This window comes from Pseudomonas sp. JL23, assembly GCF_056933585.1.
Map to the genome: position 1 here is coordinate 2,587,377 of NZ_CM167795.1, position 12,489 is coordinate 2,599,865.

A 12,489-nucleotide genomic window follows, 5' to 3' on the forward strand; every position below is an offset into this window, starting at 1 on the left:
TGATCTACTGCTATCGCCAGCAAGCCGGCTCCCACAAGAGAGGCGTCAAAACAGTGAGGCTCAACGCACCAGGCAAGGCTGCTTGTTGTTGAACTTCCAGTCCGGGATCAGGAACTGCATGGCGACGCTGTCGTCACGGGCGCCCAGGCCCATGCCTTTGTACAGTTCGTGAGCCTTGGCCACCTGATCCATATCCAGCTCGATACCCAGGCCAGCCTTCTTCGGCACCTGCACGCAGCCGCCGACGATCTGCAGCGGGGCCTTGGTCAGGCGCTGGCCGTCCTGCCAGATCCAGTGGGTGTCGATGGCGGTGATGTCGCCCGGTGCGGCGGCGGCAACGTGGGTGAACATGGCCAGGGAAATGTCGAAGTGGTTGTTGGAATGGGAACCCCAGGTCAGGCCCCATTCGTTGCACATCTGTGCGACGCGCACCGAACCCTGCATGGTCCAGAAGTGCGGGTCGGCCAAGGGGATATCCACTGATTGCAGCTGGATCGCATGGCCCATTTCGCGCCAATCGGTGGCGATCATATTGGTCGCGGTCTTCAGGCCCGTGGCCCGGCGGAACTCGGCCATGACTTCACGCCCCGAGTAACCGTTCTCGGCACCGCAAGGGTCCTCTGCATAAGCCAGTACGTGATGCTGATCGCGGCACAGGCGAATGGCCTCTTTCAGCGACCAGGCGCCGTTGGGGTCCAGGGTGATGCGGGCATCGGGGAAGCGCTCGGCCAGGGCGGTGACCGCTTCGATTTCCGCATCGCCGCTGAGCACGCCACCCTTGAGCTTGAAGTCCTGGAAACCGTATTGGGCATAGGCTGCTTCGGCCAGGCGCACCACGGCTTGCGGGGTCAGTGCTTCTTCGTGACGTACGCGGAACCAGTCGTTATCGGCGTCCGCTTCGGTGCGATAGGCCAGATTGGTTTTCTTCTGATCGCCGACGTAGAACAGGTAGCCGAGCATCTTCACTTCATCACGCTGCTGGCCTTCGCCGAGCAGGGCGGCAACCGGCACGTCCAGATGCTGGCCAAGCAAGTCGAGCAGGGCCGCTTCCAGGGCGGTGACAGCGTGAATGGTGATGCGCAGGTCGAAGGTTTGCAGGCCGCGACCACCGGCATCACGCTCGGCAAAGGCCTGGCGCACGCTGTTGAGGATCTTCTGGTAGTTGCCCAGCGTCTGGCCGACCAGCAGCGGGCGGGCATCTTCCAGAGTCTGGCGAATCCGCTCGCCGCCCGGCACTTCGCCGACTCCGGTGTTGCCGGCGTTGTCCTTGATGATCACGATATTGCGGGTGAAGTAGGGGCCGTGGGCACCGCTGAGGTTGAGCAGCATGTCGTCATGGCCGGCCACCGGCACCACTTGCAGGCTGGTAATGACCGGGGCTTTGCTGATCTGGGTATTGAGCGTGTTCATAACGGAATCCTGTAAAAACGAGTCGCGTTGAATAGAGGTTCAGGAGTGGCTGGTGGCCGGTTTGATCACCGGGGCCGGCGCCGGGCTGCCCTTGGGCACGTTGCGCGCGGCGAAGACCAGGATCGCGGCGATGATCGACGTCGCCGTCAGACCATATAGGCCGCCCTGGATCGAGCCGGTGTGCTGCTCCAGAAAGCCGAAGGTGGCCGGGGAGACGAAGCCGCCCAGGTTGCCCACCGAGTTGATCAGGGCAATGACTCCGGCGGCGATCCGTGCATCCAGGTACGCCTGGGGAATCGGCCAAAACAGTGACGAGGCCGACTTGAAGCCCAGCGCCGCGAAGCAAATGGCGACGAAGGCGAAGATCGGGCTGCCGATGGTGGACATGAACATCCCGGCGGCGGCGATCAACAGTGCTGTGGCGACCCAGGCTTGCTGGTTTTTCCATTTCGCCGAGAACGAGGCGAAGGCGTACATACCGATAATCGACAGCAGCCACGGGATCGAGTTGAACAGGCCGACCTGCATTTCGCTGAGGTCGCCCATTTTCTTGATGATGCTCGGCAGCCAGAAGGTCGCCGCGTAAATGGTCAGCTGGATACAGAAGTAAAGCACGCAGAACAGCAGGATTTGCTTGTCCTTGAGCAGTGCGAACATCGACGGCTTGACCGGGGTGGCGGCTTCGCGGGCTTTCTGCTCGTCATCGATGGCGGTGGTCAGGGCCAGTTGTTCTTCCTGGCTCAGCCACTTGGCATCGGCCGGGCGCGAGTCGAGCCAGAACCAGACGAACACGCAAAGCCCTACCGAAAACAGCCCTTCGATCAGGTACATCCACTGCCAGCCCTTAAGGCCCAGGCCGTTGATTTGCAGGAGCAGCCCGGACAGCGGGCCGGAGATCAGCGAGGCAAGAGCCGAGCCGCTGAGGAAGATCGCCACGGCTTTGCCGCGTTCGACGCCGGGCAGCCAGCGGGTGAAGTAGTAGATCACGCCGGGGAAGAAGCCGGCTTCGGCGATACCCAGCAGGAAGCGCAGGATATAGAAGTGGGTTTCCGTCTGGATAAAGGCCATGCCGGCGGCGACCAGGCCCCAGGTGAACATGATGCGAGTCAGCCACAGGCGGGCGCCGACTTTCTGCATGAGGATATTGGAGGGGACTTCGAACAGCGCGTAACTGAGGAAGAACAGCCCGGCACCGAAGCCGTAGGCGGCTGCACCGATACCCAGGTCATGCTCCATGTGCGAACGCACGAAGCCGATGTTCACCCGGTCGATGTAGTTGACGATAAACATGATTACGAACAGCGGCAGGATATGGCGCTTGACCTTGGAAACGGCGGATTTCAGCACCGAATCGTCAGCAGCGTTCATCCCGGGATTGGATGTCTTCATTGTGATGTCCCACTCGTTATTTTTATGCGGGGCGGGGCATGAGGCCCCTGGTGTTGTTCGTCATCATACAAGTAAAAAAAACCGGCGCAAGAGGCGATCAATGTTCTTTTGCGACTTGAAACTGTTTTTTGAAAATGGTGATTTTTTCGTGATTTAAGCGTTATTTGTGGTTTTTAGTCGATTTTTCGCTGATTTTGATGAGCTGAAAGCTGTAAATAAATATTTCATCGAGGTTTTTAAAATGAAGAGATATCCTTTTTATGGATCAGCGGTGATCCCGATTCAGGCTGATTTCAGCTACTTGTTATACAAGTTCAACAAGTACTGAGGCTGACTCGTCATACAAGGCCGATGCTATGATCGCGTGATTCGCAGCCGGATCCGCAGCCATGCCCGACCCCGTTCCAAGCCCCGCCAGACGTCGCCCGCATAACCTGGCCACCGACCTGGTCGCTGACCTCAGCCAGCGCATCGCGTCGGGCAGGCTGGCGGCCGGGCAGAAGTTACCTTCGGAAAACCAGATCGTCCGCGAGCATGGCGTCAGCCGCACCGTGGTGCGGGAGGCCATCTCTAAATTGCAGGCGGCCGGGCTGGTGGAGACGCACCATGGCGTCGGCACTTTTGTATTGGAGCGCAACGAGTCCACGGGCCTGCACTTGAAGGTTGAGACCGCCTCCGGTGTGCGTGCCATTCTCGAGCTGCGCCTGGGCCTGGAAACCCAGGCCGTGGCCCTGGCTGCGCTGCGTCGCACCGATGCGCATCTGGCGGCGATGCGTCAGGCGCTGGATGATTATCAGGAACTGCTGGCCAACGAAGACAGCTGCGTCGAGGCCGACCGGCGCTTCCATATGCTGATTGCCGAAGCCACTGGCAATGCCTATTTCGTCGAGATCATGCAGCACCTGGGCAGCGGCATTATTCCCCGCAGCCGTATTGCTTCCAGCGAACGGGCCGGAGTCAATCTGGCGCACCATGCCCATCTGGCCAACCTCGAACACGAGGCGCTGCTCAGCGCCATCCGCCGCCAGGACCCGGACGCCGCTCGCGCCGCCATGTGGACCCACCTGAGCAACAGCCGCGAACGGCTGGCGCCTCATGAATAACCTGGCAGGAGCTGCTCATGTTTGCCCTTGATCACGCGTTGGCCCAGGACATCGTCGACCGGGCCATGGCGATTCTGCCGTGCAACGTCAATGTCATGGACTACCTGGGCATCATCATCGGCAGCGGAGATGCCGAGCGCCTGTATACCCGTCACGAAGGTGCGCAACTGGTATTGGCCAACAGTCGGGTGGTGGAAATCGACGAGCAGGCGGCCAAAAGCCTGAATGGCGTGCGCCAGGGCGTGAACCTGCCGCTGATGCTCGACGGCAAGCTGGTGGGAGTGCTGGGTATCACCGGCGAGCCGGAGCGGGTCCGGGTCTATGGTGAGCTGGTGCGCATGACTGCGGAAATGCTCATGGAACACCGCCGCCAGCAGGCCAGTGAACAGTGGCGGCAGCAGCGCAGCGAGGACCTGCTGTCGCGGCTGTTACTGGCCGATTGCCCGGACAGTCTGGTGCTGGAAGCCGAACAACTGGGCCTGCAACCGCAGTTGCCGCGTCAGGCGGTGTTGATCCAGTTGCCCGCGCAATCTCAAGCGGGTGGCGCAGTGATGACCTGGCTCAATGGCCGCTATGCCAATAGCTGGTGTGTGATGCGCGAGCCGACGCTGTTGTATTGGTGCCGGGCCGCAGGCCGCGAGCGCGACGATGCCCTGCTGCTGGAGCAATTCGACGAACAGGGCTGGGCGGTAGCGCGCATGGCCACGGTGGAGCGCTCGGCCGATTTGCCGGGTTTGCGCCAGGCCTGCGCCGCCGCCAGCGACTTGCTTGATTACGCCAGCCATGTGCAGCCCGGCCAGCGTTTGCTGCGCCTGGCGCCGAACCGGCTGGCGGTGTTGTTCTGGCGTTATCGTCATGACCCTCTGGCCGAAGGCTTGACCGAACCGCTCAACCGCCTGCGTGATCACGCCCAGCTACTGGAAACCCTGCGCGGCTGGATCGAATACAGCGGCGAAAGCCAGGCCTGCGCCGAAGCCTTGGGCATCCACCGCAACAGCCTGCGCTATCGTCTGGAAAAGATCGCTGAGCTGAGTGGCTGCGATCCTTATCGCACCGATGATCTGCTGCGTCTGTGCCTGGGTCTGCACATGAGCCCGCGCCCGGCCTGAGGCGGGCATTGTTCGAATGACCAAAGCGCCGGGCGGTTCATTGTGCGAAGGGCAGGCGGCAAAGGGTTGAGGCAGTGAGAGTATCTGCGGATAGACAACTGTAGGAAAGAGGCTTGCCCGCGAAGAGACTGGTACATCCGATACAGATTTGATGCCTGACCCATCGCCTTCGCGGGCAAGCCACGCTCCCACAAAGAAATATCGCCAATTCGAATAGTGTTGTTTGAAGAGATATCCCATGAAAATCGTCATCGCCCCCGACTCCTTCAAGGACAGCCTCAGTGCCCAGGCTGTCGCCGATGCCATTGCCACGGGCCTGACAGAGGTCTGGCCCGACGCCGAACTGGTCAAGTGCCCCATGGCCGACGGCGGCGAGGGCACCATCGAAGCGGTGCTGGCGGCCTGTAATGGCCAGTGGCAGAGCAATACCGTCAGCGGTCCGCTGGGCGAGCCGGTTGACGCGCAATGGGGCTGGCTCGAAGAATCGCGCACGGCAATCATCGAAATGGCCATGGCCAGCGGCCTGCAATTGCTCAGTCTTGAACAGCGCGACGCCTGTATCAGCAGCACGTTCGGCACCGGTGAATTGATCCGTGCCGCCTTGGACAAGGACGCCCGACGGGTCATTCTGGCCATCGGCGGCAGCGCCACCAATGACGCGGGCAGCGGCATGCTTGCAGCGCTGGGGGCAGGTTTCTTCGACGCCAGCGGTCAGACCCTGGCAGCCGGTGGTCTGGCCCTGGCCGAGGCAGTGCGGATTGATCTGTCCGGTTTCGACAAGCGTCTGGCCGATGTGCAGTTCGAAATCGCCGCCGATGTCGATAACCCCTTATGTGGCCCTAATGGCGCGTCCCATATCTTTGGTCCGCAGAAGGGCGCCTCACCTGAACAGGTGCTGGCGCTGGACGCTGCGCTTGGGCATTTCGCCGAACTGACGGCGCAGGTACTGGGCAAGGATGTACGCGATCAACCTGGCAGCGGTGCGGCAGGGGGTATGGGCTTTGCCGCCAAGGCGTATCTGCAGGCGTCGTTTCGTGCGGGTGTCGAAGTAGTGGCCGACTTGAACGGTCTGGCCGAGGCATTGACTGGCGCTGATCTGGTACTGACCGGCGAGGGACGCTTCGATGCCCAGACCCTACGCGGCAAGACGCCTTTTGGCGTGGCGCGGGTCGCCCGTCGCCAGGGTGTGCCGGTGGTGGTGTTGGCGGGCACCCTGGGCGAAGGTTACGAGCAGTTGTATCCGCACGGCATCAGTGCTGCATTTGCCCTGGCCAGCGGGCCGATGACCCTGGATTTCGCCTGTCGCCATGCGGCTACATTGCTGCATGAGCGGGCACGGGATCTGGCGCGGGTATGGCAGCTGGCAGCCAGGCGCTGAGTGGGGGAAGGGCTGGGCGTTATTGTTGTTGTAGCCGCCCGCTTTCGACTCAGTTGTCGCTGTCGCAACCATTGCCGACGACTTGATAGCGCAGGTTGTGGGGCTGGCCGGCGTGGTCGATGTAGCCCAGTTGCACCGGCTTGACGCCGCAGAAATCCATGTCCGGGGTATGGGTGACTTTGGCGATATCCAGATGAGTGGCATAGGTGTAGTTTTCTACCGGCACCTGGTTCTGGGTATTGGCACTGGCGGCAGTGGCAACGGCGCTCAGGGTCAGCAGGGTCAGGGCGATCAGGGTGGTTTTCATGGCAGCTTCTCTCGTTACAGGTAGGTTTAACTTCTTGAGCCTGTACGACGAAGCGGGCTGGGGTTTATTCCAACCGCTGCAGAAAATAGATCGAGCGCCTGTTGGAGCGAGGCTTGCCCGCGAAGGCCTCGCTGCAGTGTGTCTTATGCATCGCGTTGTCCGGTTCGCGGGCAAGCCTCGCTCCAACGTAGACTGATTTGAGAGAGGCCCCCCATGATCAACCCCGCCCACTTCGATCTGCAGTCCCTGCGTGTCTTTCTCCTCGCCGCCGAGCATGGCAGCCTGACCCGTGCCGCCGAGCATGCGGGCATGACCCTGTCGGCGTTGAGCAAGCGCATTGCCGAGCTTGAGCGCATCACCGATTGCGCGTTGTTTATCCGCTTGCCTCGCGGCCTGGAGTTGACTTCGGCGGGGCAGGGCCTGCGTCAGCATGCACGGAGCATTCTTGATGGGGTCAATCGCATGGCCGTGGATGTCGGCGACTACGCCGTGGGCGTGCGTGGGCATGTGAAGGTCTGGGCCAATACCTCGGCGGTGCTGCAATTTTTGCCTGACGACCTGGCGCATTTTCTCAAGGACAACCCGCAGCTACGCATCAGCCTAGAGGAGGCCCTGAGCGAGGCGATCATCGAGGCGGTGGGCAGTGGGCGCGCCGATATCGGCGTGTTTGCCGATAACGTGCCGGCGCCGCATCTCGAGACCTTCGCTTATCGCCATGATCAACTGGCCGTGCTGGTGCCTGCCGATCATTCCCTGGCCGGGCTGTCCAGCGTTGCCTTCAGCGACACCCTGGCCTACGACTATGTGGCCCTGAATCAGGGCAGCTCGTTGCTGCGGCGGATCAGCGATGCCGCGCTACGGGCAGGGCGGGTGCTCAATGTGCGGATCCAGGTCAGCAGCTTCGATGGCATCTGCCGCATGATCGAGGCGGGCCTGGGTATTGGCGTGCTGCCCCACGCTGCCGTGCGCCCCGAGCTGCTGCAGCCTGGCCCGTTCGGCCCCGGCTTGCGCTCGGTTGCGCTGACCGATGACTGGGCCACGCGTACGTTGTTGCTGGGGGTCAAATCGGTGGCGGGGTTGCAGCCGGAGGCACTGCGATTGTTTCAGGCGCTGCAAGTTGGAGGTCAAGCACCGGATCTGTAGGCACAGCGCTTTTTTGTAGGACTGGCTTTAGCCGGGAGGCCTTTAAAAGCCTCGCGGCTGAAGCCGCTCCTACAGGAGCGGCGTATTTCTTCAGCCTGCATGACAAGGCTTTCCCGTTGGGAAAGGGTCATGGACGAATAACCGATTTTCAGCAGCCCGCCCAAGGGTGACAATCCTCCCCACGCAAGATCAAACCACTAACGGGGAGCTTATGCAAAAGCCTTTGCAGGGAATCAAGGTCATCGAGTTGGGCCAGCTGATTGCCGGACCGTTTGCCGCCAAGATGCTGGGCGAGTTCGGTGCCGATGTGATCAAGGTCGAACCGCCGGGCAGTGGCGATCCGCTGCGTAAATGGCGCCTGCTGCATGACGGCACGTCGGTGTGGTGGGCGGTGTCCTCGCGCAACAAGCGCTCGGTGACCCTGGATTTGCGCGAAGCCGAAGCCCAGGAAGTCGCCCGACGGCTGATTGCCGAGGCCGATGTGCTGATCGAAAACTTCCGCCCCGGCACCCTCGAAGGCTGGGGCATGGACTGGGAGACGCTGCGGGCGCTCAATCCCGGCCTGATCATGCTCAGGGTCTCCGGCTACGGGCAGACCGGCCCCTATCGCGACCGTCCCGGCTTTGGCGTGATCGGCGAAGCCATGGGCGGGCTGCGTCACTTGTCCGGAGAGCCGGGGCGCACGCCAGTGCGGGTCGGCGTGTCCATTGGTGATTCCCTGTCGGCACTGCACGGGGTGATCGGCGTGCTCATGGCTCTGCGCCATCGTGAGCAGAACGGCGGTGCCGGGCAGCAGATTGACGTCGCACTGTACGAATCAGTGTTCAATATGATGGAAAGCCTGATTCCGGAGTACTCGGTGTTCGATGTGGTCCGTGAGCCCGCAGGCAGCAGCCTGCCGGGGATTGCCCCGACCAACGCTTACCGCTGCCGCGACGGCCGCTATGCCTTGATCGCCGGCAATGGCGACAGCATCTATCAGCGTTTGATGGCCCTGATCGAGCGCCCTGATCTGGCCGCCGATCCGGCGCTGGCCCATAACGACGGGCGCGTGCGCCAGGTCGAGATGATCGATGGAGCGATTTCCGCCTGGGCCGCGCAGCATGATCTGGACGACGTCCTGGCCCGGCTCACCGAGGCGCGGATTCCGGCGGGCAAGATTTATAACGCAGCCGATATCGCCAGCGACCCCCACTATCGCGCCCGGGACATGCTCCTCGACAGCCATCTGGACGACGGCACGCCCGTCACCCTGCCAGGCATCGTGCCCAAACTCAGCGTCACCCCCGGCAGCGTCGAGCGGCCGGCGCCGACCCTGGGTCAGCACACCGACGAAATTCTCGAAAGCCTGGGTATCGACGCCGAGCACCGTGCCCAATGGCGTAGTCGCGGCATCATCTGAACAGGAGCCCAGTCAATGAAACGCTTGTATATCCAGGAAGTCGCCACCCGTGACGGTTTCCAGAACGAAGCCCGGTTCATCGACACCGCCGACAAGATCGCCATGGTCGATGCCTTGAGCCAGTGCGGCTACGCCAAGATCGAAGTCACTTCGCTCACTTCGCCCAAGGCCATCCCGGTGTTGCGTGATGCTGAGCAGGTGATGCAGGGCATCCAGCGTCATCCGGGCGTCGAGTACACCGTGCTGGTGCCCAATGTGCGCGGTGCCGAACGGGCCCTGGCCTGTGCCATCGATGAAGCCAATCTGGTGATGTCGGTCAGCGAGAGCCATAACCGTTCGAACCTGCGCATGACCCGCGAACAGTCCTTCTCCCAGTTAAAGGAAGTGGTGCAGGTTGTCGGCCAGGGGCCGGTGGCAATCAATGTGTCGCTGTCCACGGTGTTTGGCTGCCCGATGGAAGGGGATATCGCCAACGATGAAGTGCTGCGCTGGGTTGACCGTTTTGCCGGACTGGGCGTGCGTGGCGTGACTCTTTGCGACACCACGGGCATGGCTTTTCCGAGCCAGGTCCGGGCGCTGTCGGCGCAGGTTCGCGAGCGCTTCGCGCACCTGCAGACCACCCTGCATTTCCACAATACCCGTGGCATGGCCCTGGCCAACGCACTGGCGGCCATCGAGGCCGGTATTGACCGCTTCGATGCGTCCCTCGGCGGCCTCGGCGGTTGTCCTTATGCGCCGGGAGCCAGCGGTAACGTCTGCACCGAAGACCTGGTGCATATGCTGCAATTGATGGGCTACGACACCGGCATTGACCTGGATCGGGTGCTGGCGGCTGCCGGGCGATTACCGCACCTGATTGGCCATGATGTCCCGAGCCAGATCCTCAAGGCCGGGCGCCGCCTGGACCTGCATCCGGTGCCGGCGCGGGTCATGGAGATGCAACAGCAAGAGTCGCCACTCAAGGAGATCACATCATGATCGATCATCTCGACCACCTGGTCCTCACCGCCGTCAACGCCGATGCCACTGTCGACTTTTATACAAGGGTCATGGGCATGCAGCTGGAAACCTTCGGGGCCGGGCGCATGGCATTCAAGTACGGTAACCAGAAAATCAATCTGCATATCCGCGGTCAGGAGTTCGAGCCCAAGGCCCATGTTCCGGTGCCGGGGGCGCTGGACCTGTGTTTCATCGCCTCGATCCCGCTGGACGAGGTCATCGAGCACCTGCACGCCGTCGACTGGCCAATCATCGAAGGCCCCATCATGCGCACCGGCGCCACCGGGCCGATTCGTTCGGTTTATGTACGGGATCCGGACCTCAATCTGATCGAGATATCGGAGCAGGTTTGAGCGGTGATTCATGTATGAACCGCTTGGGTAATTTTTCTTCGCGCAGGGTCAAGAAGAGGGCGGCCAGGTCGATAGCCTGAAGTTGTAGGACAATTAGAACTGTCCTCGACACTGCCCTCATAACAAGAGACTGCGGCCATGAATGTACGCGCTATGACCATCGCCCGCCGCGCGGGCCTGGGTTTCACCCTTATTTCTCTGCTGGTCGTGTTGCTTGGCTGGTTCGCCATGGTGCAGATGTCGACGATTCGCCAGAGCGAGCTGGCCGTCGAGAGCAACTGGATGCCGAGCATCCGCGTGGTCAACGACATTCGTGAAATCATGCTGCGCATCCGCACGATCTCACTGCGCATGGCCCTGGATCCGGATCAGAAGAATATCGCCACCTATCGTGGTCAGATGGATGTGCGCAACAAGGACCTGAGCGATCGCCTGGCAACCCTGGACAAGTTTGTCGATACCCCTGAAGAGCGCGCCTTGTACGAGCCGTTCCGCGCGACCCTGAATGACTATCAGAAAGGCTTGCAGCAATCGTTTGTCCTTGCCGACCAGGGCAATCGCGATGGCCTGCTCAAGCTGTTGCTGGTGGATATGAAAACCATCGTCGACGGTTCCGGCAAGCAGCTCAACGACTTCAGCGAGTACTACGCCAAACAGGTCGAGATCGAGGGCAAGTCGGCCGAAGCGCAGTACGATCACTCGCGCACCATTGTGCTGATTTTCGTCATCATCGCCGGTCTCGGCACCATAGGCCTGGCGCTGTGGCTGACCCGCAGTATCGTGCGCCCACTGGAAGACGCGGTAACGGCGGCCGAACATGTGGCCAAGGGCGATCTGACCCAATCCATCAAGGTTGATGGCAGCGACGAAGTCACCCGCCTGCAACGCGCTCTTGAACAGATGCAGGGCAACCTGCGTTCGGCCATGAGCCATATCGGCAGCTCCGCCACGCAACTGGCGGCGGCGGCCACCGAACTGAATTCGATCACTGAAGACAGCTACCGCGGCCTGCATCAGCAGAACGCCGAAATCGATCAGGCCGCCACGGCGGTCAACGAAATGACTTCGGCGGTCGAAGAAGTGGCACGCAATGCGGTGTCCACATCCGAAGCGTCCAACGATTCCAATGACTCGGCCCAGGCCGGGCAGAAGCGCGTAGTGGAAACCGTGCAGTCGATCCAGACCCTGACCAGCACCGTGCAGTCGACCTCGAACCTGGTGCAGAGCCTGGCCGACCAGTCTCAGGATATCGGCAAGGTGCTGGACGTGATTCGCTCGATTGCCGAGCAGACCAACCTGTTGGCCCTCAACGCGGCCATCGAAGCGGCACGGGCCGGGGAATCCGGTCGCGGTTTTGCCGTGGTGGCGGATGAAGTGCGTGCTCTGGCTCATCGCACTCAGCAATCGACCCTGGAAATCGACAAGATGGTCTCGGCCATGCGCAGTGGCTCGGCCCAGGCCCTGGAGTCGATGCTGGCCAGCCGCGAACAGGCCGGCTCGACCCTGACCCTGGCTCAGGGGGCAGGGGAGGCATTGGTGTCGATTACTGCGTCTATCCAGCAGATCTCCGAGCGCAACCTGGTCATCGCCAGCGCCGCCGAAGAACAGGCCCAGGTGGCCCGGGAAGTGGACCGCAATATCGTCAATATCCGCGACCTGTCGATGCAATCGACCACGGGAGCCAACCAGATCAGTTCGTCCAGCCACGAGCTGTCGCGACTGGCGGCAGAGTTGAGTCAGGTGGTGGCGCGGTTCCGGGTGTGATGATTGTTGATTGCATTTCCCCATGATGTGAAATGAGGCCTTGTGGGAGCCGGCTTGCTGGCGATAGTTTCGGCTCAGTCACCGACGCTTTTGCGAGCGCTTCGCACTCGATCGCCACCAAGGCGGCTCCCA

11 protein-coding genes are annotated in these 12,489 nt (G+C 61.7%); 8 read left to right on the plus strand and 3 right to left on the minus strand.

The window, feature by feature from the left end:
- Positions 1-60: 60 nt before the first annotated feature.
- A complete protein-coding gene (gene gudD / locus AC1Z24_RS12125; RefSeq protein ID WP_259109225.1) occupies positions 61-1,410 on the minus strand; it encodes a glucarate dehydratase in 1,350 nt (449 codons plus the stop codon).
- A 39-nt stretch (positions 1,411-1,449) separates the two neighbouring features.
- Positions 1,450-2,799 carry an MFS transporter gene (locus AC1Z24_RS12130; protein WP_483745834.1) on the minus strand — a complete coding sequence of 450 codons (1,350 nt, stop codon included), beginning with the start codon at positions 2,797-2,799 and terminating at the stop codon, positions 1,450-1,452.
- A gap of 389 nt (positions 2,800-3,188) precedes the next feature.
- On the opposite strand from AC1Z24_RS12130, the gene AC1Z24_RS12135 reads away from it, so the two are divergent.
- The 3 genes from AC1Z24_RS12135 to AC1Z24_RS12145 all read left to right on the plus strand — a co-directional run bounded on the left by AC1Z24_RS12135 (position 3,189) and on the right by AC1Z24_RS12145 (position 6,389).
- On the plus strand, positions 3,189-3,902 hold the full coding sequence (locus tag AC1Z24_RS12135; RefSeq protein WP_483745835.1) for a FadR/GntR family transcriptional regulator: 714 nt from the start codon (positions 3,189-3,191) through the stop codon (positions 3,900-3,902).
- Between the two features lie 17 nt (positions 3,903-3,919).
- On the plus strand, positions 3,920-5,011 hold the full coding sequence (locus tag AC1Z24_RS12140) for a sugar diacid recognition domain-containing protein (protein ID WP_483745836.1): 1,092 nt from the start codon (positions 3,920-3,922) through the stop codon (positions 5,009-5,011).
- Between the two features lie 238 nt (positions 5,012-5,249).
- The gene (locus AC1Z24_RS12145; protein ID WP_483745837.1) at positions 5,250-6,389 is read left to right on the plus strand and encodes a glycerate kinase; all 1,140 of its coding nucleotides are present in this window, start codon (positions 5,250-5,252) and stop codon (positions 6,387-6,389) included.
- 49 nt (positions 6,390-6,438) lie between these two features.
- Here AC1Z24_RS12145 and AC1Z24_RS12150 read toward each other — a convergent pair whose 3' ends face one another.
- A complete protein-coding gene (locus AC1Z24_RS12150; protein ID WP_483745838.1) occupies positions 6,439-6,696 on the minus strand; it encodes a DUF2790 domain-containing protein in 258 nt (85 codons plus the stop codon).
- 213 nt (positions 6,697-6,909) lie between these two features.
- Between AC1Z24_RS12150 and AC1Z24_RS12155 the strand changes: the two genes are divergently transcribed.
- From AC1Z24_RS12155 to AC1Z24_RS12175, 5 genes are all read left to right on the plus strand, one after another.
- Positions 6,910-7,839 carry a LysR family transcriptional regulator gene (locus tag AC1Z24_RS12155; protein ID WP_483745839.1) on the plus strand — a complete coding sequence of 310 codons (930 nt, stop codon included), beginning with the start codon at positions 6,910-6,912 and terminating at the stop codon, positions 7,837-7,839.
- 211 nt (positions 7,840-8,050) lie between these two features.
- Positions 8,051-9,241, plus strand: coding sequence for a CaiB/BaiF CoA transferase family protein (locus AC1Z24_RS12160; RefSeq protein ID WP_483745840.1), 1,191 nt, complete (start codon positions 8,051-8,053; stop codon positions 9,239-9,241).
- Between the two features lie 15 nt (positions 9,242-9,256).
- The gene (locus AC1Z24_RS12165) at positions 9,257-10,219 is read left to right on the plus strand and encodes a hydroxymethylglutaryl-CoA lyase (protein ID WP_483745841.1); all 963 of its coding nucleotides are present in this window, start codon (positions 9,257-9,259) and stop codon (positions 10,217-10,219) included.
- Complete coding sequence (locus tag AC1Z24_RS12170; protein ID WP_483745842.1) at positions 10,216-10,593, plus strand: VOC family protein; 378 nt, start codon at positions 10,216-10,218, stop codon at positions 10,591-10,593. Before AC1Z24_RS12165 ends, AC1Z24_RS12170 begins: the two co-directional genes overlap by 4 nt.
- Positions 10,594-10,731: 138 nt before the next feature.
- Complete coding sequence (locus AC1Z24_RS12175; protein ID WP_483745843.1) at positions 10,732-12,357, plus strand: methyl-accepting chemotaxis protein; 1,626 nt, start codon at positions 10,732-10,734, stop codon at positions 12,355-12,357.
- Positions 12,358-12,489 lie beyond the last annotated feature (132 nt).